At 68.9% G+C, this 22,850-nt stretch carries 21 protein-coding genes and 1 tRNA gene; 13 read left to right on the plus strand and 9 right to left on the minus strand.

Annotation, left to right across the window (positions count from 1 at the left end; genetic code table 11):
* Positions 1–23 precede the first annotated feature (23 nt).
* A complete protein-coding gene (locus MZV50_RS05170) occupies positions 24–326 on the plus strand; it encodes a PadR family transcriptional regulator (protein WP_252633340.1) in 303 nt (100 codons plus the stop codon).
* Positions 323–871, plus strand: a complete 549-nt coding sequence (locus MZV50_RS05175) for a transporter (protein WP_252633341.1) — start codon at positions 323–325, stop codon at positions 869–871. Before MZV50_RS05170 ends, MZV50_RS05175 begins: the two co-directional genes overlap by 4 nt.
* On the opposite strand, the gene corA is transcribed toward MZV50_RS05175, so the two are convergent.
* The gene (gene corA, locus MZV50_RS05180; protein WP_252633343.1) at positions 849–1,817 is read right to left on the minus strand and encodes a magnesium/cobalt transporter CorA; all 969 of its coding nucleotides are present in this window, start codon (positions 1,815–1,817) and stop codon (positions 849–851) included. The two genes, MZV50_RS05175 and corA, sit on opposite strands and share 23 nt — an antisense overlap.
* Positions 1,818–1,825: 8 nt before the next feature.
* Complete coding sequence (locus tag MZV50_RS05185; protein WP_252633345.1) at positions 1,826–2,860, minus strand: adenosine deaminase; 1,035 nt, start codon at positions 2,858–2,860, stop codon at positions 1,826–1,828.
* Positions 2,861–2,977: 117 nt separating this feature from the next.
* On the opposite strand from MZV50_RS05185, the gene MZV50_RS05190 reads away from it, so the two are divergent.
* Positions 2,978–4,078 (plus strand): phytanoyl-CoA dioxygenase family protein, encoded by a 1,101-nt coding sequence (locus tag MZV50_RS05190; protein WP_252633346.1) that lies wholly within the window; start codon positions 2,978–2,980, stop codon positions 4,076–4,078.
* A gap of 36 nt (positions 4,079–4,114) precedes the next feature.
* Here MZV50_RS05190 and MZV50_RS05195 read toward each other — a convergent pair whose 3' ends face one another.
* The 4 genes from MZV50_RS05195 to MZV50_RS05210 form a co-directional block, all read right to left on the minus strand.
* Positions 4,115–4,417, minus strand: coding sequence for a hypothetical protein (locus MZV50_RS05195; RefSeq protein WP_252633348.1), 303 nt, complete (start codon positions 4,415–4,417; stop codon positions 4,115–4,117).
* Between the two features lie 84 nt (positions 4,418–4,501).
* Positions 4,502–5,398 carry a pirin family protein gene (locus MZV50_RS05200; RefSeq protein ID WP_252633349.1) on the minus strand — a complete coding sequence of 299 codons (897 nt, stop codon included), beginning with the start codon at positions 5,396–5,398 and terminating at the stop codon, positions 4,502–4,504.
* A 192-nt stretch (positions 5,399–5,590) separates the two neighbouring features.
* Positions 5,591–6,868 (minus strand): MFS transporter, encoded by a 1,278-nt coding sequence (locus tag MZV50_RS05205; RefSeq protein WP_252633350.1) that lies wholly within the window; start codon positions 6,866–6,868, stop codon positions 5,591–5,593.
* A gap of 63 nt (positions 6,869–6,931) precedes the next feature.
* Complete coding sequence (locus tag MZV50_RS05210) at positions 6,932–7,429, minus strand: Lrp/AsnC family transcriptional regulator (RefSeq protein WP_004620861.1); 498 nt, start codon at positions 7,427–7,429, stop codon at positions 6,932–6,934.
* Between the two features lie 142 nt (positions 7,430–7,571).
* On the opposite strand from MZV50_RS05210, the gene MZV50_RS05215 reads away from it, so the two are divergent.
* The 9 genes from MZV50_RS05215 (at position 7,572) to MZV50_RS05255 (ending at position 18,265) form a co-directional block, all read left to right on the plus strand.
* Positions 7,572–11,015 carry an indolepyruvate ferredoxin oxidoreductase family protein gene (locus MZV50_RS05215; RefSeq protein ID WP_252633351.1) on the plus strand — a complete coding sequence of 1,148 codons (3,444 nt, stop codon included), beginning with the start codon at positions 7,572–7,574 and terminating at the stop codon, positions 11,013–11,015.
* Positions 11,016–11,056: 41 nt separating this feature from the next.
* Positions 11,057–11,365, plus strand: coding sequence for a hypothetical protein (locus MZV50_RS05220; protein WP_252633352.1), 309 nt, complete (start codon positions 11,057–11,059; stop codon positions 11,363–11,365).
* 11 nt (positions 11,366–11,376) lie between these two features.
* Positions 11,377–11,649 carry a type II toxin-antitoxin system RelE/ParE family toxin gene (locus tag MZV50_RS05225; protein WP_252633353.1) on the plus strand — a complete coding sequence of 91 codons (273 nt, stop codon included), beginning with the start codon at positions 11,377–11,379 and terminating at the stop codon, positions 11,647–11,649.
* 44 nt (positions 11,650–11,693) lie between these two features.
* Complete coding sequence (locus MZV50_RS05230) at positions 11,694–11,981, plus strand: hypothetical protein (RefSeq protein WP_252633354.1); 288 nt, start codon at positions 11,694–11,696, stop codon at positions 11,979–11,981.
* 7 nt (positions 11,982–11,988) lie between these two features.
* Positions 11,989–13,107 (plus strand): NAD(P)/FAD-dependent oxidoreductase, encoded by a 1,119-nt coding sequence (locus MZV50_RS05235; RefSeq protein WP_252633355.1) that lies wholly within the window; start codon positions 11,989–11,991, stop codon positions 13,105–13,107.
* Positions 13,108–13,192: 85 nt separating this feature from the next.
* The gene (locus MZV50_RS05240; protein WP_252633357.1) at positions 13,193–16,447 is read left to right on the plus strand and encodes a S41 family peptidase; all 3,255 of its coding nucleotides are present in this window, start codon (positions 13,193–13,195) and stop codon (positions 16,445–16,447) included.
* Positions 16,448–16,560: 113 nt separating this feature from the next.
* The gene (locus tag MZV50_RS05245) at positions 16,561–17,613 is read left to right on the plus strand and encodes a glycosyltransferase (protein ID WP_252633359.1); all 1,053 of its coding nucleotides are present in this window, start codon (positions 16,561–16,563) and stop codon (positions 17,611–17,613) included.
* A gap of 44 nt (positions 17,614–17,657) precedes the next feature.
* Positions 17,658–17,734 (plus strand) — tRNA-Met (locus tag MZV50_RS05250).
* A gap of 69 nt (positions 17,735–17,803) precedes the next feature.
* Positions 17,804–18,265 (plus strand): hypothetical protein, encoded by a 462-nt coding sequence (locus MZV50_RS05255; RefSeq protein ID WP_252633360.1) that lies wholly within the window; start codon positions 17,804–17,806, stop codon positions 18,263–18,265.
* Here the strand turns inward: MZV50_RS05255 and MZV50_RS05260 are convergent.
* From MZV50_RS05260 to MZV50_RS05270, 3 genes are all read right to left on the minus strand, one after another.
* The gene (locus tag MZV50_RS05260) at positions 18,198–19,217 is read right to left on the minus strand and encodes a glycerophosphodiester phosphodiesterase family protein (protein WP_252633361.1); all 1,020 of its coding nucleotides are present in this window, start codon (positions 19,215–19,217) and stop codon (positions 18,198–18,200) included. The genes MZV50_RS05255 and MZV50_RS05260 overlap by 68 nt on opposite strands.
* A gap of 278 nt (positions 19,218–19,495) precedes the next feature.
* Entirely contained in the window at positions 19,496–20,932 is a 1,437-nt protein-coding gene (locus MZV50_RS05265; protein WP_252633362.1) for a sensor histidine kinase, read from the minus strand.
* Positions 20,933–21,003: 71 nt separating this feature from the next.
* Positions 21,004–21,462 (minus strand): Lrp/AsnC family transcriptional regulator, encoded by a 459-nt coding sequence (locus MZV50_RS05270; protein ID WP_252635183.1) that lies wholly within the window; start codon positions 21,460–21,462, stop codon positions 21,004–21,006.
* 120 nt (positions 21,463–21,582) lie between these two features.
* Here MZV50_RS05270 and MZV50_RS05275 point away from each other — a divergent pair, with 120 nt between their 5' ends.
* Positions 21,583–22,788 (plus strand): methionine gamma-lyase, encoded by a 1,206-nt coding sequence (locus MZV50_RS05275; protein ID WP_252633363.1) that lies wholly within the window; start codon positions 21,583–21,585, stop codon positions 22,786–22,788.
* The last annotated feature ends 62 nt before the right edge of the window (positions 22,789–22,850 follow it).

Here is a 22,850-nt window from a genome sequence, read left to right on the forward strand (position 1 = left end):
ATCTATATATGTAGATTTAAGGAATGCAGCGAAAACGCAAGCCCTCCCGGCAAGCCCTGGTCCTCTTCACCGCTCTCCTGGCCGATCAGTCGGCCTGGCGGCACGGCTATGACCTTTCGCGCGAAACGGGATTGGCGTCGGGCACGCTCTATCCCTTGTTGGCGCGCCTCCAGGCTGGGGGATTGCTGGAGGCCGAGTGGCAGGTGTCCGCCGAGCCTGGACGTCCATCCCGTCACGCGTATCGCCTGACCGCCGAGGGACGTTCGATCGCTCGCGAGGCGACTCAGGCGCAACCGATGATGATCCTGAAAGGAGCATTGGCATGACGTGGGCGGAGCGCGTGGCCGATTTGGCGATCCGGGTCGCTCCGGAAGCGCGACGTGACTGGGCGTTGGCCGCAAGGGCCGAACTCGAGCATGTGCCAGCCTTCCGAAGCTTGGGCTTCGCGCTGGGTGGCCTGGCGGCGGCGATCGGCTGGCGAGTTGGTGATCCCTCGTTCCTGACGTTTGGGGCGCGTTGGGGCCTGGCTGCGGGCATGATGCTCTGGGCGGGACTGCTGGTCCGCTTGGCCCTGAAGTTGACGGCCGTGGACGCCGCTTTCGCGACCGGTGTGGGGATGTTGGGACTGGTCGCCGGCGTCGGCGCTATTCTCACGGCCTGGTTGGGGTTAGGTGTGGTGATCCGCGCGGGCGCGCCACTGCTGGCGCTGACGGTGGGATACGCGGGCCTCGTCGAACACCTGGCGCCGGACTACCCCTATCTGCGCTATTGCCGCGCCCTGTCGATCGAGATCGCCGTCCTGCTCGCCGCGGCCATCGGCGTGGCGACACTGGTCCGGGCTTACGGTCTCAAAGCCAGCCAGTCTTCTTGAAGCGCCGGTACAGCATCGCGCAGATGGCCGCGATCGCCGCCAGAACGCCGTAGTAGCCGTAGGCCCACTTCAGCTCGGGCATGTGCTCGAAGTTCATGCCGTAGATGCCGGCCACCGCCGTCGGCACGGCCAGGATGGCGGCCCAGGCGGCCAGCTGGCGGGTGATCACGCCCTGGCGCTGCTGCTCCAGCAGGCTGCTGATCTCGAACACCGAGGTCAGCACCTCGCGCAGGCCGTCGACCAGGATCTCGGTGCGCTGGATGTGGTCGCGCACGTCGCGGAAATAGGCCCGCACCTCGGTGTCGATGCAGGGCAGCTCGTGATGCTCCAGCGCGCTGACCACCTGGGTCATCGGGCCCAGCAGCTTCTTGAACTTCATCAGCGCCCGGCGAAGATTGAAGATGCGGGCGATCTCGGCGCGGCTGAGGAAGGCGTCCAGCGCCCGCCGCTCGAAGGCGTGCAGGTCTTCCTCGATGGTGTCGACGATCGGCATGTAGCCGTCGACGATGAAGTCCAGCACCGCGTGCAGCACATAGTCGACGCCGTGGGCCAGCAGGGCCGGGGCCGCCTCCAGCTGGGCGCGCAGCTCGGTATGGGCCCGGGCCGAACCGTGGCGGACGGTGATCAGGTGCCTGCGGCCGACGAAGAAGTCGGTCTCGCCATAGACGATGTGATCGTTGTCGAGGTGGGCGGTCTTGGCGACGACGAACAGCTGATCGCCATAGACGTCGACCTTGGGCGTCTGGCGAGCATTCAGCGCGTCCTCGATCGCCAGCGGATGCAGGTGGAAGACCTGCTGCAGCACGCGCAGTTCGGCTTCGTCGGGCTCGACCAGGCCGATCCAGACGAACTCGCCGTCGCGCGGCGGCAGGCTGTCCGGATCGTCCAGGCTGAGCGGCCGGACGGCCTTGCCGTCGACATAGGCGCTGGCGGCGACGACGGTCATGGCGGGCCTCAGTGCGCCGCCGCGTAGGCCTCGACCTTGGCCACCCGCTCGGCCTTCTCGGTCTCGCTGAGGAACGAGCCGGTGAAGCTGTTCTTGGCCAGGGTGACGACGTCCTCGCGGGTCAAGCCCACGGCGCCGGCCGTCGCCAGGTAGTTCTCGAGCAGGTAGCCGCCGAAATAGGCCGGGTCGTCGGAATTGACCGTCGCCTTCAGGCCCAGGCTCAGCATCGTCTTCAGCGGGTGGACGTCCAGGCTGGGCACGCCGCACAGTTTCAGGTTCGACAGCGGGCAGACGGTCAGGGTCGTCCCGTCCTTGACGAGGCGCGCGGTCAGGGCCTCGTCCTCCAGGGCGCGATTGCCGTGGTCGATGCGGTCGACCTTCACCAGGTCGATGGCTTCCCAGACATAGGCCGGCGGGCCTTCCTCGCCGGCGTGGGCCACGATCTTGAGGCCCAGGTCGCGAGCGGCCTGCAGGACGCGGGCGAACTTGGCGGGCGGGTGGCCGACCTCCGAGCTGTCCAGGCCGACGCCGGCCAGGTTCGACAGCCACGGCTTGGCCTGCTCCAGGGTCTCGAAGGCGCTCTCTTCCGACAGGTGGCGCAGGAAGCACAGGATCAGCTTGGAGGTGACGCCCAGGGTTTCCTCGGCCTCCTTCATCCCGGCCAGCAGGCCCTTCATCACCGTCTCGAAGGCGACGCCCCGATCGGTGTGGGTCTGGGGATCGAAGAAGATCTCGGCATGCGTGCCGCCGTCGGCCGCCAGGCGCTTGAAATAGGCCAGGGCCAGGTCCTTGAAGTCGGCCTCGGTGATCAGCACGCCCGCGCCCTGATAGTAGATGTCCAGGAAGTCCTGCAGGTTCGAGAAGGCGTAGGCCGCGCGGATCTCGTCGACCGAACCGTAGGGCAGGGTGATCCCGTTGCGCTGGGCCAGCTCGAACATCAGCTCGGGTTCGAGGCTGCCCTCGATGTGCATATGCAGCTCGGCCTTGGGCAGGCCCCTGACGAAGTTGGCGAAGTCGGCGGAAGCGGAGGTCGTGTCGGTCATGCGGTTTTATGCGCGCGGGCGCGGGCGTCGATCAACCGGCATCACTGAAATCCTCTGGAAATGGCTTACGGCGCCGGTTAAGCCCGCAGCAGTTCAGCGTCGCTCGGGGGTGTGCCGATGACTGTTTCCCAGAAGCTTCTGCCCGGCGTGCCGCTGGTGGAGTCGATGCTGTTCGGCGCCTCGCTGGATCAGATGGGCCTGACCAACGCCGAGCGCGACGTCGCCGTCCAGCTGCACGAGAAGGGTTTCGCGGTCTTCGATTTCCCGGACGAGGATCTCGACGCGCGTATCGACCGCATCAGGGCCGACCTGACGCCGCTCTACGACTTCGACAGCTGGCGCGCGGCGGGCTGGGCGGCCAATGACGGCCTGCGGGTGCAGGACGCCTGGCGCACGAACGCGGACGTCCGCGCCATCGCCGCCAACCAGGCGGTGCTGGACCTGCTGTCCAAGCTCTACGGCCGCCGCGCCTTCCCGTTCCAGACGCTGAACTTCCCGGTCGGCACCCAGCAGCACGTCCACTCGGACTCGATCCACTTCTCCAGCGCGCCCGAGCGCTTCATGTGCGGCGTCTGGCTGGCCCTGGAGGACATCCACGAGGACGCCGGCCCGCTGGTCTACTATCCGGGCTCGCACAAGTGGCCGATCCTCTACAACGACGCGATCGGCAAGGTGGTCGGGACCGATACGGCCGAGTTCGCCCAGCCGCCGTTCGAGGCGGCCTGGCGGGCGCTGATCGACGCGACCGGGACCCAGCCGGAATATTTCCGCCCCAGGAAGGGCCAGGCGCTGATCTGGGCGGCCAACCTGCTGCACGGCGGCAGCCGCCAGAACGACCCGGCCCGGACGCGGTGGTCGCAGGTCACGCACTATTATTTCGATGACTGCGCGTACTATACGCCGGCCTTCTCGGATCCGCTGATCGGCAATCTGGACCTGCGCGACATCGTCGATGTCTCGACCGGCGAAAGGGCGCCGAACATCTATGTCGACCGACCGATCGGGGAGGTTCCCCGTCGCGGCGCGATCCAGCCGGCCGCCGCCACGGCGTCGGTCGTAAGTCCGAATCGGTGGGGATCCATGTTTTCGGCCAAGGCGCCGAAGGATTTCGACGCCCGGCGCTATCTGGAGCTGAACCCCGACGTGGCGGCTTCGGGCATGGATCCGCGCCGGCACTACGCCCGCCACGGCGCCCGCGAGCATCGGCGCTACAAGTAGGCCGCCCCTCCCGTGAGGGGAGGGGCGGACCGGGTCCTAGTGCGCGGCGTCCTTGGCCTTGTCGCCGGCCTTCTTGGCTTCGTCGCCAGCCTTTTCGGCGGCCTTGCCAGCATCGGCGGCGGCGTCGCCGGCGGCTTCCTTGGCCTGTTCAGTGGTGGCGGTGGCCGCTGCGTCGGCGCTGGCGTTGGCCGCATTGGCGGCGGCGGCCGCGGCGTTCTGGGCGTCGGCGGCGGCGGCGTTGCTTTGGGTCGCCGCCTCCTGGGCCTTCTCGGCCTTGTTCTCGCAGGCCATCACCGTCAGGCCCAGCGCGGCCACGGCCGCGATCGTCACGATACGCATGAGTATCTCCTCCCAAGCCCGGCCTTGGCGCCGGGTGGGAAGATAATCCTGAGGCGGAGGTTCGGTTGCTTCTCCCCGTCGCGCTCAGGACATCGGCGGCGCGGGCGGCGGCGGGCCTTCGGGCAGGGGGATGAATTCGTCGTGGTCCAGGTCGGGCAGCTTCATGCGGCCAGCCTTCCAGTCGGCCTTGGCCTGCTCGATGCGGTCCTTGGACGACGAGACGAAGTTCCACTCGATGAAGCGCGGTCCGATCGGCTCGCCGCCCATCAGCATGACGGTCGAGCGCTCGAGGGCCTTGAAGACCACGGTGTCGCCCGGCGCGAAGACGGCCATCTGCAGGGCCGAGAGCTCGCGGCCGTCGACCTCGACGCGGCCGTCCGCCACATAGGCCGCGCGCTCGGAATACTCGGCGGGCAGGGCAGCAGTCGTGCCCGGCTCCAGTTCCCAGTGGACGTAGAACAGCGGCGAGAAGACCGGCACACTGGCCTTGGCGCCGAACGCCTCGCCGGCGATCAGCCGCGCCTTCAGCCCGCCGCTCTCGTAGGAGGGCAGCTCGGCCGACCCTTCGTGGTGGCTGAAGCTGGGCGCGGTCTCCTCATATTCCTTGGGCAGGGCGATCCAGGCCTGCATGCCGTCCATGCGGCCGCCCTGGCGACGCAGGGTCTCGAAGCGTTCGGAATGGGTGATGCCGCTGCCGGCGGTCATCCAGTTGACCTCGCCCGGCTTGATCACGGCCAGCGAGCCGACGCTGTCGCGGTGGGTGATCTCGCCCTGGAACAGGTACGACAGGGTGGAGAGGCCGATGTGCGGATGCGGGCGGACGTCGGCGCTCTTGGGAAAGCCCGGGGCGAATTCAGCGGGACCCATGTGGTCGAGGAAGGTGAACGGGCCGACCATCCGCCGCGCGTGGAAGGGCAGCACGCGGCCGACCTCGAAGTTTCCGATATCGTGGCGGCGGGCTTCGATGACGAGGTCGATCATGGGTCGGCTCCGGCGAAATTCGCGGGGAACTTAGCCGGGAGTTGCTGTCCCAGTCTTGTGCAATTCACACCCGATCGCTCATCCCCGCGAAAGCGGGGACCCAAGCCGAGTCCGAAGGTGAAGCGCCGCCGAGCCGCATCCTGACAGCCCGCTTGGATCCCCGCTTTCGCGGGGATGAGCGGTGTTTGTGTTCTACAGCGTGTCCGGGGTCTTCTTCAGGGGCATCAGCGCCAGCAAGCTGATCAGGCCGGCGCCAGCCAGATAGAGGCCGACCAGCTTCAGGCCGCCATGCGTGGCCAGGGCCTGGGCGATGGCCGGAGTCATGCCGCCGCCGATGACGCCGCCGACATTGAAGGCGATCGACGAGCCAGTGTAGCGCACCCGCGCCGGGAACAGGCTGGGCAGCCAGGCGCCGAGCGGGCCGTAGACCAGCCCCATGACCACCAGGGCCAGGGACAGGAACACGCCGATCAGCCAGAGCGAGCCCGAGCCCATCATCGGCGCCAAGGCCGCGCCGGCGGCGATGGTCAGGAACGAGCCGGCCATCAGCACGCGGCGAGGGCTCGAGGCGTCCGACCAATAGCCGGCCCAGACGATGCCGCCGGCCATGAACAGGATGGCGACCAGCAGCACGCTCAAGAAGAGCTGGCGGCCATAGCCCAGGGCCGTGACGCCGTAACCCAGCGAGAAGGCCGTGGTCAGGTAGAACAGAGCGAAGCAGGCGACCACGGCGAAGGTGCCGCCGATCACCTCGCGGGCGTGGGTCTTGAACAGCTCGGCGACCGGCACGTGGGCCGGCGGCGCTTCATGGGCGGCGGCTTCGAAGGCTGCGGTCTCGGTCAGCTTCAGGCGGATCCACAGCCCGACCCCGACCAGCAGGATGCTGCCCAGGAACGGCAGGCGCCAGCCCCAGGCCTGGAACTGCTCCGGCGTCAGGATCGCGCCGAGGATCAAAAAGAGGCCGTTGGCGGCGATGAAGCCGACCGGCGCGCCCAGCTGGGGGAACATGCCGAAGCGCGCGCGCCAGCCGGGCGGAGCGTTCTCGACCGCCAGCAGGGCCGCGCCGCCCCACTCGCCGCCCAGGCCGAAGCCCTGGCCGAAGCGCAGGACGCACAGCATGAATGGCGCGATCCAGCCCGCCTGGTGATAGGTCGGCAGGAAGGCCACCAGCAGGGTCGAGCCGCCCATGATGATCAGCGAGGCCACCAGGGTCGACTTGCGGCCGATGCGGTCGCCGAAGTGTCCGAACACGATCGAGCCTAGCGGCCGGGCGATGAACGCGACGCTGAGGCTGGCGTAAGAGGCCAGCAGCTGCACGGCGGGGGAGGAGGCCGGGAAGAACAGCGGCCCGAACACCAGCGAGGCGGCGGTGGCGTAGATATAGAAGTCGTAGAACTCGACGGCCGTGCCGATCAGGCTGGCGGCCAGCACGCGTCGCGTCGACGCGCCGGTAGCGCTCGATTGGGCCATGCTGGCCTCCTTGGAATGTCGGATAGTGCGGAGCGCGGCCCCCCGACCGCGCTCCAAAAGGTCTTAGCCCAGCGGGCTCACATACGGGCTGATCAGGCCCAGCGGCACGGCCGTCGAGTTCTTGACGCCACGGATGACGATGCGGCTCTCGATGTTCGAGACCAGGCCCAGCGACAGCAGCTTGTCTCGCAGGAACTCGTCGAAGGCGCGCATGTCGCGGGTGACGATCCGCATCTCGTAGTCGGCGGCGCCGGTGACGGTGGCGCACTGGACGACCTCGGCCCACTTGGCGACCGCCTGTTCGAACGTGTCCAGATTTTCCTTGGTCGGCAGCGACAGCTTGACGGTGCAGTAGACCTCGAAGCCCAGGCCGAGCTTTTCGCGGTCCAGGATCGTCACGCGGCGCTGGATGACACCGGCGTCTTCCAGCCTCTTGATGCGGCGCCAGCACGGGCTGGACGACAGACCAACACGTTCGGCGATCTCGGCGACGGACAGTCCGGCGTCGTGTTGGATGAGATCGAGGATCTTGGCATCCACGGCGTCGAGTTGTTCGGACAAGAAATTCCTCCCCCCAGCGGGCGTTGACGCTCACTTCTTGCGCAAAACGACCACGAGTCGGGCACGCCTTGGGCAAACAATTTCCGCGCTTCTATAAGATATTGCGTAACGGGCGGGAAGACCCGGGAGGAAAATTTTTGCCATGCGGCACTCGGAAGTCACGCTCGACGACAAATATGTGCTCGAAGATGGTCGCGCATTCATCACTGGCGTGCAGGCGCTGCTGCGGGTCCTGCTGGATCGCAAGCGCCTGGATCGCAAGGCTGGGTTGAACACCGGCGGCTATCTGTCGGGCTATCGCGGCTCGCCGCTGGGCGGCCTGGACCAGCAGGCCGCGCGCATCAAGAAACTGCTGACCGCGCACGACGTGGTCTTCCAGGAAGGCCTGAACGAGGACCTCGCGGCGACCGCCGTATGGGGCAGCCAGCAGGCCAACCTGTTCCCCGGCGCGCTTTATGATGGCGTCTTTGGCATGTGGTACGGGAAGGCCCCTGGGGTCGACCGCACCGGCGACGTCTTCAAGCACGCCAATTTCGCGGGGACCTTCCCGACCGGCGGCGTGCTGGCGGTGGCCGGCGACGACCACGGCTGCAAGAGCTCGACCCTGCCGTCGCAATCCGAGTTCGCCTTCCAGGACTTCGAGATGCCGGTGCTGTCGCCCGCCGACGTCCAGGAGGTGCTGGATTACGGCATCCTGGGAATCGCCCTGTCGCGGTTCTCGGGCCTGTGGACCGGCATGATCGCCCTGGCCGACACCATGGATTCGGGCGTGACCATCGACGTCTCGCTGGATCGCCACCACGCCGTCATTCCCGACTTCGCCTTCCCGCCCGGCGGCCTGGGCATCCGGCTGAAGGATCAGCCGATGGAGAAGGAACGGCGCATGCGGCTGCACAAGCTGCCCGCCGCCCTGGCCTTCGCCCGCGCCAACCAGATCGACCGCGTGGTGCTGGGCGCCTCGCACGTGCGGGTGGGCAAGGCGCGCCTCGGCATCGTCTGCCAGGGGCAGGCGTACAAGGACGTGCTGGAAGCCTTCACGGCCATGGGCATGACCCTGCAGGAAGCCGCCGACCTGGGCGTCTCCATCTATAAGGTCGGCATGCCCTGGCCGCTGGAGCCGCTGGGCCTGCGCGCCTTCGCCGCCGGTCTCGAGACCCTGATGGTCATCGAGCACAAGCGCGGCCTGATCGAGCCCCAGGCCCGGGCCGCTCTTTATGACCTGCCCGCCCAGGCCCGCCCGCGCATCATCGGCAAGGTCGACGAGCGCGGCGCGCCGCTGCTGTCGGAGCTGGGTTCGCTGTCGGTCGCCGAAATCGCCCTGGCGATCTACGACCGCCTGCCGGACGGCCCGCACATGGAGCGGGCGCGCGCCTATCTGAACCGCGTCTCGGCCGCCGGCGTCGCCGCCGTCAGCTTGGCCGCCGACCAGGCCCGCAAGCCGTTCTTCTGCTCGGGCTGCCCGCACAACACCTCGACCAAGCTGCCGGAAGGCAGTCGCGCCTTGGCCGGCATCGGCTGTCACTACATGGCCGGGTTCAACGACCCGATGACCGACCTCAACACCCACATGGGCGGCGAGGGCCTGACCTGGGTGGGGGCGGCGCCGTTCACCAGCGAGAAGCACGTCTTCCAGAACCTGGGCGACGGCACCTACAACCACTCGGGATCCCTCGCCATCCGGGGCGCGGTCGCGGCCAAGGCCAACATCACCTACAAGCTGCTCTATAACGACGCCGTCGCCATGACCGGCGGCCAACGCGCCGAGAGCGGCTTCACCCCCGCCCAGATCACTCGCCAGCTGGCGGCCGAGGGGGTGACCAAGACGGTCATCGTCGTCGACGAGCTGGAGCGCTATCAGGGCGTCACCGACCTGGCCCCCGGCGTCGAGATCTTTCCGCGCTCGGACCTGATGCGTGTGCAGGAGATGCTGCGCGACACCTCGGGCGTCACGGTGCTGCTCTACGACCAGACCTGCGCCACCGAGAAGCGCCGCCGCCGCAAGCGGGGGTCGATGCCCAAGGCGACGAAGCGCGTCTTCATCAACCCGCTGGTCTGCGAAGGCTGTGGCGACTGCTCGGTCAAGTCCAACTGCGTCTCGGTCGAACCGCTGGCCACGGAGTTTGGCCGCAAGCGCAAGATCAACCAGTCATCCTGTAACCAGGACTACTCTTGCGTCGAGGGCTTCTGCCCCTCGTTCATCACCCTGGAGGGCGCCGAGAACGCCCAGTCCAAGACGCTGCCGGCGGCCCTGACCGCCGAGTCGACGCCGCTGCCCGAGTTCGAGCCGCTGCACGGCGTGCGCAAGATCCTGTTCACGGGCGTGGGCGGCACCGGCGTCACGACCGTGGCCTCGATCCTGGCCATGGCCGCCCATATCGACGGACGGGCCGGCAGCGTGGTCGACATGACGGGCCTCGCCCAAAAGGGCGGCTCGGTGTTCAGCCACGTCAAGATCGGCGAGACGGAAGAGACCATCGTCGGCGGCCGCGTGCCGGCCGCCAGCGCCGACGTGCTGATCGCCTGCGACCTGCTGGTCGCGGCCTCGCCCGAGGGGCTGTCGCTGTACGCCAAGGACCGCACGCGCGCGTTCGGCAACAGCGACTTCGCGCCGACCGCCGACTTCGTCACCAGCCGCGACGTCCGCTTCGACAGCGGGGCCATGGCCCGGCGGGTCAAGGGCGCGACCAACACCTTCGACGCCTGCCCGGCCCAGCACCTGGCCGAAAGCCAGTTCGGCGACGCCATCTATGCCAACATGATCATGGTCGGCTTCGCCTGGCAGCGCGGGGTGATCCCGGTCTCCAGCCGCGCCCTCTATCGCGCCATCAAGCTGAACGGCGTCGACGCCGAGGCCAATCTGCAGGCCTTCGAGCTGGGTCGCCGCGTCGCCCATGATCCGTCGTCGGTCGAGGTCAAGGAAGACAAGACCCCGACGCCGGAGATGATGCCGCTGGACGACCTGATCGCCCACCGTACGGCTGAGCTGACCGCCTACCAGAACGCCGCCTACGCCCGGCGCTATGCCGACAAGGTGGCCAAGGTGCGCGCGGCCGAGGAGGCCGTCAGCGGTCCGGACGGCGCCCTGCCGCTGACCCGCTCGGCGGCGGTGAACCTCTATAAGCTGATGGCCTACAAGGACGAGTACGAGGTCGCTCGTCTCTATACCGACGGCCGCTTCAAGGCCGAGCTGGCCGGGACCTTCAAGGGCGGTCAGGCCAAGGTCTGGCTCTCGCCGCCGCTGCTGGCCCCCAAAGACAAGGATGGCAAGCCCCGGAAGATCGCGTTCGGCGGCTGGATGCTGGACGTCGCCTTCCCGCTGATGGCCAAGATGAAGGGCCTGCGCGGCGGGGCGCTGGACCTGTTCGGCCATACCGAGGAGCGCAAGATGGAGCGCGGCCTGATCGCCAGCTACGAGGTCGCCCTGGACCGCCTGACCGCCGGGCTCTCGAAGGAGAGCCTGCCCCTGGCCGTGCGCATCGCCGAGATCCCGCAGCAGATCCGCGGCTATGGCCACGTCAAGGATGCCTCGGTCGTCACGGCCAAGGCGGCCGAGGCCAAGCTCTGGGAGCAGTTGGGCGGTCGCTGACCACCCTGGCGTGGCGGGAGGTTCGTGCTAGGCTTCCCGCCATGAACAAGCTGGTGCGGACAGGTTCGGTCTCGGTCACCCTCCCGACCAGCGCGGTCGAGGAACTCGAGACGCGTGTCGCGGCCGGCGAGTTCGCGACCTTGGACGAGGCGGTGACGGCGGCGTTGCTGGAGCTTGAACACTTCCGCGCCATCGAACTGGTCGGCGGGGAGGCGGCGTTCCAGGCTTTGGCCGAAGAGATCGAGGTCGATCCGAGCGCGGGCATGGGCGAGATCGACGCCTTCGAGTTCCTGCACGCGCTCAAGGCGAAGTATGACGGCATGGCGGATGCGCGGGACGAGCGCGCTTGAAGCCTGTCCGCTTGAGCGCCCCGGCCGCCAAGGACATTCAAGGAATTGGCGACGAAATCGCGGCGGATAAACCCAAGGCCGCGTCGGCGTTCGTCGTGCAACTGCTTCAGCGTTGCCAGAGCCTCGCCAATGCGCCGGAAGGTTATGGCCTGAGGCCGGAGTTCGGTGTGGCCGTCAGAGGCGTGACCGTGCCGCCTTATGTGATCCTCTATCGTGTCCGTCCCCGTGACATCCTAATCCTCGGCGTTCGACACGGTGCGCGACAGCCGGTTGTCTTCAAGTGACGCGCGCGATGGCGTGGCGGGAGGTTCGTGCTAGGCTTCCCGCCATGAACAAGGCTCTGCACCCGGTGACCGTGACCCTCAGCGCCGAGGACGCCGCCGACCTGCAGGCGCGGGTCGAGCGCGGCGAGTTCGCGTCGCTAGACGAGGGCGTCGCGGCCGAGCTGGCCGAGCTGAACTACCGCCGGGCGGCCGAGATCGTCGGCGGCCCGGAGCAGCTTGAGGCGCTGCTGGATCAGCTGGAAACGTCCCCGACGCTGGACCCTTCGGAGTGGGTCGGCGGCGAGCGCTCGCTGTCCGACATGCTGGCGGACCTCAAGGCGCGCGGATCCTAGGCGCGCCATGACCCAGGACTTCGATTTCGACGCCGTGGTCGTCGGCGCCGGCGCTGTCGGGCTCGCGTGCGGCCATGCGCTTTCCAAGCGGGGCCTGGTCGTCGCCGTGCTGGAGGAGCAGGGCCACATCGGCCAGGGCGTGTCGTCGCGCAATTCCGAGGTGATCCACGGCGGGCTCTACTATCCGACCGGTTCGCTGAAGGCCAAGCTGTGCGTGAAGGGGCGGCGCTTGTTGTACGCGTTCCTCGACCTGCACGGCGTCGCCTACAAGCGCTGCGGCAAGCTGGTGGTGGCGACCTCCGAGGACGAGATTTCGCGCCTGGACGCCATCTGGGACCAGGCCCTGGCCAACGACGTCGAGGGCATGGAGCGGCTGACCGGCGAACAGGCCCGGGCGATGGAGCCGGGCCTCAACGCCCACGCGGCGCTGCTGTCGCCGCAGAGCGGCGTCTTCGCCAGCCACGACTACATGCTGGCCCTGCAGGGCGAGATCGAGGCGGCCGGCGGGGCGGTGGTGCTGTCGACGCCGTTCGAGCGCGCCGAGCCCTTCAAGGGCGGCGGCTTCAAGGTGCGGGCGGGCGGCGCCGATCCGACCAGCCTGACCTGCCGGCTGCTGGTGACCGCGCCGGGCCTGTCGTCGCAGGAGGCCGCCGGTCGTATCGAGGGTTATCCGGCCGACCGCATCCCCAAGGCCCACTACGGCAAGGGGGTCTATTTCCGCCTGACCGGCAAGGCGCCGTTCCAGCGGCTGATCTATCCGCCGCCGATCCACGGGGCGCTGGGCACCCACTATCGCAACGACCTCGGCGGCCAGGCCGTGTTCGGGCCCGACCTGGAATACGTGCCCGCGCCCGACTATTCGGTCGACCCCGGCAGGGCCGAGGCCTTCGCCGCCTATATCCGCAAGTTCTGGCCGGGCCTGCCCGACGGCGCCCTGACCCCCGACTACGCTGGCGTACGGCCCAAGCTGCACGGCCCGGACGAGCCCCAGCCCGACTTCCAGCTGCGCGGCGCCGACGATCACGGCCTCGAAGGTCTGATGGCCCTGTTCGGCATCGAGAGCCCCGGCCTGACCAGTTCGCTGGCGATCGGGGAAGAGGTCGCCGACCGTCTGCTGGGCGCATGACAAATCGTTCATGAGGCCTGGCCTTGGCCGGGCCCTCCCGCGTGCTAGCAATTCCGTCTTCGGAGTTTCGGGCGAGGGGCGTCCCATGGGTATCAAGGTCAAGGCGCTGCTGGGCGCGGTGTCGGCGGTCGCACTGGGCGTGGCGGTCTCTTCCTCTGCCCTGGCCGCCCAGGCCCTGCCGTCGTTCGCCGAGCCGGCCCTGTCGCCGGACGGAAGCGAGATCGCCTTCGCCTCGGGCGGCGACCTCTGGACGGTCCCGGCCGGCGGCGGCCAAGCGCGCCTGCTGGTCACCGACGAGGCCATGGAGTCCCGGCCGCTGTACTCGCCCGACGGCCAGTCGCTGGCCTTCGTCTCGACGCGCTCGGGCGTGGCCAATCTCTACGTCCTGACCCTGGCGACCGGCGAGGTCCGCCGCCTGACCTTCGGCGACAGCCCCGAGGTCCTGGACGGCTGGTCGCGTGACGGGAAGTGGATCTACTTCACCTCGGGCGTGAACGACGTCGCGCGCCAGGGCGACATCTTCCGCGTGGCGGCTTCGGGGGGCACGCCCCTGGAGGTCAGCCGCGAGCGCTACCTGAACGAATACGAGGGCGCGCCCTCGCCGGACGGCCGCTCGATCGCCCTGGTCGCGCGGGGGCTGTCGAACCAGCAGTGGTGGCGCAACGGCCATTCGCACATCGACGAGAGCGAGGTGTGGCTGAAGCCCCTCCAAGGCGACGGCGTCGGCTACCAGAAGCTCATCGCGGGCGGCGCCAAGCGCGCCTGGCCGATGTGGAGCCCCGACGGCCAGGCGCTCTGGTACATGAGCGACGAAGGCGGGACCGAGAACCTGTGGCGTCTGCCCATTGGAGGCGCGCCGCAACAGGTGACCCGGTTCACCGACGGCCGCGTGCTGTGGCCGACCATCGGCTATGACGGCAAGGCGATCGTCTTCGAGCGCGACTTCGCCGTCTGGCGCCTGGACACCGCCACCGGCCAGGCGACCAAGGTCCCGATCGTCCTGCATGGCGCGCCCGCCGCCGATGGCGAGACGCACAGGAACGAGACCAGCTTCGACAGCCTGGCGCTGTCGCCCGACGGCAAGAAGGCCGCGATCATCGCCCATGGCGAGGTCTTCGCGGTGTCGACCAAGGACGGCGGGGCGGCCCAGCGCGTCACCCGCACTCCGATCCTGGAACGCGATCCGGTCTGGTCGCCCGACAGCAAGCGGCTGATCTATGTCTCGGAGCGCGACCGCGCGGCCAATATCTACGCCTACGACTTCGCGACCGGGCGGGAGACGGCCCTGACGACGGGGGGCGCGCGCAGCACGGTCCCGACCTGGTCGCCGGACGGCAAGGTCCTGGCCTATGTCCGCGACGGCAAGGAGGTCCGCGCCATGACCTTCGACCCGGCCGGCAAGGTCGCCAGCGACCGGGTGCTGTTCCAGGGCCCGCTGGGCGGGTTCGACGACACGCCGCTGACCTGGTCGCCCGACAGCCGTTGGGTCGCCTTCACGGTCACCGACCGCAAGGCGTTCGACAACGTCAACGTCGTGTCGCTGGACGGCGGGGCGGCGCGGCCGGTGACCTTCCTGGCCAACGGCCAGGTCGGCAAGGTCGCCTGGTCGCCGGACGGCAAGTACCTGCTGGTCGACATGGGCCAGCGCAGCGAGGACGCCAAGATCCTGCGCGTCGACCTGCTGCCCAACGTGCCCAAGTTCAAGGAGGACGCCTTCCGCGACCTCTTCAAGCCCGCCGACGCGCCCGACAAGTCGGTCCCTGGACCAGTCCCCGGCCCGGACTCCAAGGCCGAGCCCGCCAAGGCCGAGACGCCGCCCAAGCCCATGCCGGCCAGCGACGCCAAGACCGCCGCGCCGAAGAAGAAGGTCGAGCCGGTCCGCATCGTGTTCGACGGCCTCCGCGAGCGGGCAACTTACCTGCCGCTGGGCATGGACGTCGGCGATCCGCTGATCAGCCCGGATGGCAAGACCCTGGTGTTCCGCGCTCGCCAAGCCGGCCAGACCAACTTCTACAGCTACGGCCTGGACGAACTGGCCAAGGAGCCGCCGGTTCCGGTGCAGCTGACCTCGACCCGCAAGCCCAAGGGCGACATCGCCTTCACGCCCGACAGCAAGGAGGTGTGGTTCCTGGAGGGCGGGACGATCGTCTCGACGCCCATCGACCAGCCCAAGCCCAAGCCGCTGGCGGCCAACGCCGAGCTGGACGTCGATTTCGACGTCGAGAAGACGGTGGTGTTCGAACAGGCCTGGGGCGTGCTGAACCGCGGCTTCTATGACCCCAAGTTCCACGGCGCGAACTGGGAGCAACTGCGCCAGCGCTGGGAGCCCTATATCGCCGGGACGCGCACGGGCGACGAACTGCGCCGCGACATCAACCTGATGATCGGCGAGCTGAACGCCTCGCACTCGGGGATCAATAAGCCGGCCGATCCCGCCACGCCGATCACGCGGGCGGCCAATCTGGGCCTGCGCTTCGATCGCGGCGCGGCCGAGGCCGGCAAGGGCCTGGTGATCCGCGAGGTGATCGCCCTGGGCCCGGCGGCGCTGGAAGGCTCGATCAAGCCCGGCGAGACCCTGGTCGCGGTCAATGGCGAGACGCTGTCGCCGGGCGTCAACCTGGACAAGCTGCTGCGCGGCGCGGCGGGCAAGCGCACCGTGCTCACCGTCGCCGACCCGGCCGGCAAGGCGCGCGAGGCCGTCGTGCGGCCGGTCCCGACCACGACGGCCACGGGCCTGCTCTATCGCCAGTGGGTCAACGACCGTCGCGCCTATGTCGACAAGGTCAGCGGCGGCCAGCTGGGCTATGTCCACATCGCCGATATGTCGGACGCCTCGCTGGCCCAGCTCTATATCGACCTGGACGCCCAGAACCAGGGCAAGCAGGGCGTGGTCATCGACGTGCGCAACAACAACGGCGGTTACGTCAACGGCCACGTGCTCGACGTCTTCGCCCGCCGCAACTACCTGATGATGACACCGCGCGACCGCTTCCCGGTGCCGTCGCGCCAGAACCTGGGCCAGCGGGCCCTGGGCCTGCCGACCGTGCTGGTGACCAACGAGTCGTCGCTGTCCGACGCCGAGGACTTCACCGAGGGCTATCGCTCGCTGGGCCTGGGCAAGGTGGTCGGCAAGCCGACCGCCGGCTGGATCATCTTTACCGGCGGCCGCCAGCTGATCGACGGCTCGGTCGTGCGCCTGCCGTTCATCCGCATCGACGACCTGCGCGGCCAGAACATGGAGCTCAATCCTCGGCCGGTGGACGTCGACGTCGATCGTCCGCTGGGCGAGGCCGGCGACGCCCAGCTGGACGCGGCGGTGAAGGTGCTGCTGGGGCGGTAAGGTCCGAAAATCCTCCCCCCAGCGAGGGAGGATCTGAAGCCTCGACCGCCGCGTTGACACCACGGCCGCCGGCCACGATGGTCGCGCGCCGCAACGCCGTCCCGGAGCCCGCCTTGACCAACATCCTGCACGCCATGCTGGGCAAGGGGCTGGGCGGCCTGGAGCAGGTGTTCCTCGACTACCAGCCGATTCTCGAGGCCTGGGCGGCCAGGCATGGCGGCGCGTGCGTGGGCGTGGTGCGAAAAGGCGGCAAGGTCGCCGCGCGCGAGGCCGGGCGGACGCCGCCGCTGGTCGCCATGCCTGCCTTCACCGACTGGGATCCGCTGACCCTGGGCGCGGCCAAGGGCGTCGTGCGCGCGGCCGCGCCGAACCTGATCCTCAGCCACGGCCAGCGACCGGCGCGGGTGTTCGGCAAGGTCGCTCCGGCCGGCGCGATCCAGGCCGTCTGCCTGCACAAGCCCGTCTTCGATGTCGCGCCCGGCGTCCACTACCTGGCCGTCGGCCGGCACCTGGCGCGACTGGCGCTGGAGCGCGGCGCGGCCGAGGACCACGTCTGGTTCATCCCCAATTCGGTCGAGGCCCCGACCGCGCGCGCCACGCCGTTCGCGCGCCCCGAGGGCCAGCCGGTGAAGATCGTCGCCGCAGGCCGCCTGCACCCCAAGAAGGGCTTCGATGTCCTGATCCAGGCGATGGGCAAGCTGCGCGCCTGGGACTTCGACGTCACCTGCGAGATCGCCGGCGAGGGCGACGAGCGCGACGACCTGGAAACCTTGATCCGCAAGCTGGACCTGGACCCCTGCGTCAAGCTGACGGGCTGGACCGACGACGTCGCCGGCTTCCTGGCGACGGGCGATCTGTTCGCCTTCCCGTCGCACCAGGAAGGCTTCCCGCTGACCCTGCTGGAGGCCATGTCGGTCGGTCTGCCGGTGGTGTCGAGCGAGATCGACGGGCCGGACGAGATCCTCAAGGAGGGCGTCAATGGCCGTCTCGTGCCCGACGACGATCCCGATCGCTTGGCCGAGGCGCTGGGCGAGCTGATCAGCGACCGGGAGACCGCCCGGCGGCTGGGCGCGGCCGCGCGTGAGCTGGTGCTGCACGAATACGGTCCCGGCGAGCTGGCGCGACGCTTGGAAGCGGCTCTCGACGGAATGCTCGCCCGGGCTTGATGTGCCGGCCGCTCGGGAGTATGACCCCCGTCCGTCCTGGCGATGGCTGGGTAGCTCAGATGGTTAGAGCGGTGGATTCATAACCCACAGGTCGGCGGTTCGATCCCGCCCCCCGCCACCAGGACGGACTGACTTTCCTTTATCTTTCCAGGGTTTGGAACAGCGCCGCGACGCCGGCCGTTGTCGCGCCATGGCTCGCGCGCCCAAGGTCTTCACGTGGTCGGACGGCTTTCACCGCTACACCGTGGCGGCGACGTCGCGCGCCAAGGCGTTGGCGGCCTGGGAGACCGACCGCGATCTCTTCAAGGAAGGCGTGGCCCAGGAAGCGCCCGACGCGCCGGACGCCAAGGCCGCCCTGGCCGTGCCGGGGGCGGTGATCCGTAGGGCCGAGGCCGGGCTGAAGTCGGCGGTCGACAAGCTGCCCAAGCCGAAGCCCCGGAAGGTCGACGACGCGGCCGAGGCCAAGCGAAAGCAGGCGCTCGCCGAAGCGGAAGCCGCGCTCGAAGCCGCCGAGACCGAGCAGCGCGACGCCGAGGCCGATCTGGAGCGTCGACGCCGGAAGCTGGACGCCGAGGCGGCCGCGCTCAGCGACTCCTGGACGACGCGCCGAGCGGCGCTGGCGCGGACGATTCAACGTCTGCGGTCGCGATAGAGGTCGGCACGTGGCCGCGCAGGCCGCGGTTGTCCAGATAGTCCAGCAGGGCGGTGGGATAGTCGGTCTGAACGATGCTGACGCCCTGGTCGATCAGCCGGCCCCAGGCCTTGTCCGGATCGCGCAGCGCCTTGCGGTCGCCGGACTGGTCCAGCACGCCGCGCAAGCCCTTGGTGGCCAGGGTGTTGGTCCAGACGCGGATGCGGGCGGCGCGGGCCGCGTCGCGGACGGCGACGAAGCCCTGGCGCTTCAGGGCGACCATCTCGACCGCCGGGATCTGGCGGTCGCCCGACGCCTGGCGGGCGGTGATCTGGGCCAGGCCGGGGGCGCGCTTGGCGGCCTTGCTGGCCACCATCGGCATGAAGGCCAGACCCCGGTACAGCGGCAGGTCGGCGATCGGCGGCGCGTCCAGCCGGACCCTGGCCTTGAACAGCACCCAGTCGGCGGCGTCGGCGCGGCGCACGATCTGCGCGGCTTCGCCCGCCAGCGAGCCCTTGAGGTCGATATTGACCAGGATGCGGCCGCGCGCGGCGCGCAGGAACGCCTCCAGGGTCGGCGGCGCCTCGGTCCCGCCGTGGGCGTCCTTCAGGCGCAGGGCCTGGACCTGGGCCAGGGTCAGGTTGGACACCCGACCCTTGCCATCGGTGGTGCGGTCGACCTTGGCGTCGTGCATCACGATCAGGTCGCCGTCGCGGGTGCGGCGCACGTCGATCTCGACCAGATCCACGCCCAGGGCGATGCAGCGCTCGAGGGCCGCCAGCGAATTCTCGGGGACGGGCTGTTCGAAGCCGTGGCTGGGCGCGGGCTGGTGGCAGGCGCGGTGGGCGACCACCAGCACCCCGTCGCCGGGATCATAGAGCCGGTCGCGCAGCACGCCAGCTTCGGCCGGAGCGGCCAAGACGGCCAAGGCGCCGACCACGGCGGGGAAAAGAACGGGCGCGAGACGTCGCATGAGGGCCTCCGGCCTCCACATGACCGATTCACGCGACGAGCATACGGCAGTTCGGGCTTACTAGGATGACGGCGCCGCGCGAGCTTGACCGCAATCAATCGGCGTTTTTCGTCCCGTATCCGGAGATGATGAGGGCGAGGGGGAAAGTGGCCGGCCGGGATTCACGACATCCCGGCCGGCAAAGGCCGCCCGGCGGGTGGGATGCGCCAGCGGATCTGCAATTCAAGGACGACACACTTGGACCGAACCCGCCATATGATGGTCGACTAAGTTTCCTATTAGGCGGGGGGAAGGCCCGGTCGATCCTCCGGCGCCTCGGGCAAACGGGCGCTCAGGACGCACCGCAGGCCCTCGGGGCGATAGTCCATGGCCGCCGAGCCCTTCAGCTCGCCGCGCAGGCTGCGCTCGATCAGGCGCGAGCCGAATCCCTTGCGCGTCGGTTCGGTAACCGGCGGGCCGCCGCTCTCCAGCCAGAGGCCTTCCAGCACGCGCGTCGCCGGATCGTAGGTCCAGGAGAGGTCCACGCGTCCCTCGGGTCGCGACAGCGCGCCGTACTTCAGCGCGTTGGTGGCCAGTTCGTGCAGGATCAGCGCCATGGTCAGGGCGCCGCCGGGCTGCAACCGAACCGGCGGGCCCCGGATGCTGAACCGCGTCCTGGCCTCGTCGAACGGCCGCAGGGCCCGTTCGACCACCTCATGCAGCTCGGCGCCGTGCCAGCTTTCGCGGGTCAGGATGTCGTGCACCCGCGACAGGCCCATCAGGCGAGCCTCGAACTTCTCGAAGGCCACGGTCGGGTCGGGTTCGTTGCGCAGGGTCTGGGCCGCCATCGACTGGACGGTGGCCAGGGTGTTCTTGACCCGGTGGTTCAGCTCGTTGATCAGCAGGCGCAGCTGGCTCTGGTGGTCGGCCTGGGCGGTCTCGGCCTGCTTGCGGGCGCTGACGTCGGAGATGATCGCCAGAATATAGGCCGGCTCGTCCTCGACGCGGACCATCGAGGCGGTCAGGTGGATCCAGATATCGCCGCCCGGCACCAGGAAGCGGCGCTCGGCCGAGCAGGTCTCCTGCTCCCCGGCCAGCAGGGCGGCGCTGGATCTCAGCATCGGCTCTAGGTAGTCGGGATGGGCCAGGCTCTGCAGCGACGTCCCCAGCAGCGCGTCGCGCGGACGCTGCAGCAGGGTGCAGAAGCTGTCGTTGGCCTCGAGGATCTCGCCCGTCGGCGTCAGCCGGGCCACGCCCATGGCGGCCTGGTCGAAGACCGCGCGATAGCGGGCCTCGGCGGCCTCCAGCTTCAGGCGGGCCTCGATATTGGCGGTGACCACCTCGGTATAGAGCACCAGGCCGCCGATCTGGCTTTCTCCAGCCTCGTCGGCGTCGGTGCGCCAGGGCGCCATCGACCAGCGGATCCACTCGGTGCGCCCCTCGCGGTCGACATAGGGGTCGCCCTCGTGGCGGAGTTCGACCCCCTCGGCGATCACCCGGGCGTGCAGGTCGCGCCATTTCTGGGGGATTTCGGGAAACACGTCGTAGTGCCTGCAGCCGATCAGCGGCAGGTCGGCGGGCAGGTGCTGGTCGGTCAGATACTGACGCGAGGCGGCCAGATAGCGCATCTGGTTGTCGAAGATGGCGATGCCCAGCGGCGCGTGCTTGAGGGCCGTGGTGACGCTGGGCGACGTGGCCAGGAAAGGCGTGGAAGAGGGCGGCGCTTCGTCGATCATCGCTCCCCCATGGTAGCGCTCCAGTCTTCGGCGTCGAAGGGTGATTTGTCTGACTTTCGCGTGAGGCGCGATTAACTAGAAAGCGGAAACACGCGGGTCTGTTTCACGACGCCGTACGCGAAGCTGGTGTCGATCGAGGCGATGCCCGGGATGGCGTGGAGTTTTCGTCGCATGAAGTCCTCGTAGGCCTCCAGACTGTCGACGATCACCCGCAGCAGATAGTCGTCCCCGCCGGCCAGCAGGAAGCAGTCGAGGATCTGGTCGATGCGGGCGACCTGCTCCTCGAAGCCCTTGATCAGATCCTGGCCGTGGCGATCCAGCCGCACACGGACGAAGACAGTGATCGGCAGGCCGTAGGCCTTCTGGTCGACCAATGCGGTATAGCCGGTGATGACCCCCTCGGCCTCCAGGTTGCGCACGCGTCGCAGGCAGGGAGAAGGCGACAAATTGACCCGCTCGGCCAGCTCCTGATTGGTCAGGCGGCCGTCCTTCTGCAGCTCACGGATGATCTGGCGGTCCTTGGCGTCCATCGACATCGTTCGGGGCGACCTCTTGAGCAGAATCTGCCAAAATAGAAGCTCATCGTGGCAGACTTCGCAATCCATCGCGCCCGACTCCGCGCCACTGTCCTCTCCACGGAGGATTGACACATGCGCACCGACCAGGCCGGCTTTTCGACGCGGGCGATCCATGCGGGCTATGACCCGGCCGATGAGCACGGGGCGCTGACGCCGCCGGTCCACCTGACCTCGACCTTCGCCTTCGAGAGCGCCGAGGCCGGCGGCGAGATGTTCGCGGGGACGCGCGAGGGCCACTTCTACTCGCGCATCTCCAACCCCACGACGGACCTGCTGGAGCGTCGCCTGGCCAGCCTGGAGGGCGCGGAGGCCGCCGTGGCGACGGCCTCGGGCATGGGGGCGATCACCGCCACCCTGTGGAGCTTTCTGCGGGCCGGCGACGAGGTGGTCACCGACCAGACCCTCTACGGCTGCACCTTCGCCTTCCTGCGTGACGGCCTGACCCGGTTCGGCGTGACCGTGCGGCAGGTCGACATGACCGATCCCTCGGCCCTGGCGGCGGCGATCTCGGACAGGACGCGGATCGTCTATTTCGAGACCCCGGCCAATCCCAACATGCGCCTGGTGGACATCGCCGCGATCAGCCGGATCGCCCACGAGAAGGGCGCCAAGGTGGTGGTCGACAACACCTACGCCACGCCCGTCCTGACCCGGCCGATCGCGTTGGGCGCCGACGTCGTCGTCCACTCGGCCACCAAGTACCTGGGCGGTCACGGCGACCTGATCGGCGGGATCGCCGCCGGCGGCGTCGAGGACATGGCCCGCGTGCGCCTGGTCGGGGTCAAGGACATGACCGGGGCGGTGATGTCGCCGTTCACGGCCTTCCTGGTGCTGCGGGGCCTCAAGACCCTGGCGCTGCGCATGGCCCGCCACGGCCAGAGCGCCCAGGCCGTCGCCCGTTGGCTGGAGGCGCATCCGGCCGTCCAGCGCGTGTTCTATCCGGGCCTGCAGAGCTTCCCGCAAGCCGCCCTGGCCGCGCGCCAGATGGCCGGCGGCGGCGGCATGATGGCCTTCGAACTGAAGGGCGGTCATGGGGCCGGGGTCGCGATGATGAACCGCCTGACCCTGATCCGTCGGGCCGTGTCGCTGGGCGACGCCGAAACGCTGATCCAGCACCCGGCCAGCATGACCCATTCGACCTATGCGCCCGAGGAACGCGCGGCGGCGGGCATCGGCGAGGGGCTGGTGCGGCTGTCGGTGGGGCTGGAGGACGTCGGCGACATCCTGGCCGACCTGGAGATGGCGCTGGAGCCGGAACGGATCGTGGCGCTGGCGTGATCGCGCTTCGCGCGAGGCGACTCAACGTTAACGATTGGTGGGAAATTCCCGAATTCTGCACC

It is taken from the genome of Caulobacter segnis (assembly GCF_023935105.1).
Lineage (GTDB): Bacteria > Pseudomonadota > Alphaproteobacteria > Caulobacterales > Caulobacteraceae > Caulobacter > Caulobacter segnis_B.

What these genes read in the sequence shown, in the direction of transcription:
- MZV50_RS05185 (WP_252633345.1), bottom strand. Translation starts at nt 2,860, where the DNA reads ATGACCGACACGACCTCCGCTTCCGCCGACTTCGCCAACTTCGTCAGG.
- corA (WP_252633343.1), bottom strand. Translation starts at nt 1,817, where the DNA reads ATGACCGTCGTCGCCGCCAGCGCCTATGTCGACGGCAAGGCCGTCCGG.
- MZV50_RS05175 (WP_252633341.1), top strand. Translation starts at nt 323, where the DNA reads ATGACGTGGGCGGAGCGCGTGGCCGATTTGGCGATCCGGGTCGCTCCG.
- MZV50_RS05260 (WP_252633361.1), bottom strand. Translation starts at nt 19,217, where the DNA reads ATGCGACGTCTCGCGCCCGTTCTTTTCCCCGCCGTGGTCGGCGCCTTG.
- MZV50_RS05235 (WP_252633355.1), top strand. Translation starts at nt 11,989, where the DNA reads ATGACCCAGGACTTCGATTTCGACGCCGTGGTCGTCGGCGCCGGCGCT.
- MZV50_RS05190 (WP_252633346.1), top strand. Translation starts at nt 2,978, where the DNA reads ATGACTGTTTCCCAGAAGCTTCTGCCCGGCGTGCCGCTGGTGGAGTCG.
- MZV50_RS05200 (WP_252633349.1), bottom strand. Translation starts at nt 5,398, where the DNA reads ATGATCGACCTCGTCATCGAAGCCCGCCGCCACGATATCGGAAACTTC.
- MZV50_RS05270 (WP_252635183.1), bottom strand. Translation starts at nt 21,462, where the DNA reads ATGGACGCCAAGGACCGCCAGATCATCCGTGAGCTGCAGAAGGACGGC.
- MZV50_RS05275 (WP_252633363.1), top strand. Translation starts at nt 21,583, where the DNA reads ATGCGCACCGACCAGGCCGGCTTTTCGACGCGGGCGATCCATGCGGGC.
- MZV50_RS05255 (WP_252633360.1), top strand. Translation starts at nt 17,804, where the DNA reads ATGGCTCGCGCGCCCAAGGTCTTCACGTGGTCGGACGGCTTTCACCGC.
- MZV50_RS05240 (WP_252633357.1), top strand. Translation starts at nt 13,193, where the DNA reads ATGGGTATCAAGGTCAAGGCGCTGCTGGGCGCGGTGTCGGCGGTCGCA.
- MZV50_RS05265 (WP_252633362.1), bottom strand. Translation starts at nt 20,932, where the DNA reads ATGATCGACGAAGCGCCGCCCTCTTCCACGCCTTTCCTGGCCACGTCG.
- MZV50_RS05195 (WP_252633348.1), bottom strand. Translation starts at nt 4,417, where the DNA reads ATGCGTATCGTGACGATCGCGGCCGTGGCCGCGCTGGGCCTGACGGTG.
- MZV50_RS05230 (WP_252633354.1), top strand. Translation starts at nt 11,694, where the DNA reads ATGAACAAGGCTCTGCACCCGGTGACCGTGACCCTCAGCGCCGAGGAC.
- MZV50_RS05220 (WP_252633352.1), top strand. Translation starts at nt 11,057, where the DNA reads ATGAACAAGCTGGTGCGGACAGGTTCGGTCTCGGTCACCCTCCCGACC.
- MZV50_RS05215 (WP_252633351.1), top strand. Translation starts at nt 7,572, where the DNA reads ATGCGGCACTCGGAAGTCACGCTCGACGACAAATATGTGCTCGAAGAT.
- MZV50_RS05170 (WP_252633340.1), top strand. Translation starts at nt 24, where the DNA reads ATGCAGCGAAAACGCAAGCCCTCCCGGCAAGCCCTGGTCCTCTTCACC.
- MZV50_RS05205 (WP_252633350.1), bottom strand. Translation starts at nt 6,868, where the DNA reads ATGGCCCAATCGAGCGCTACCGGCGCGTCGACGCGACGCGTGCTGGCC.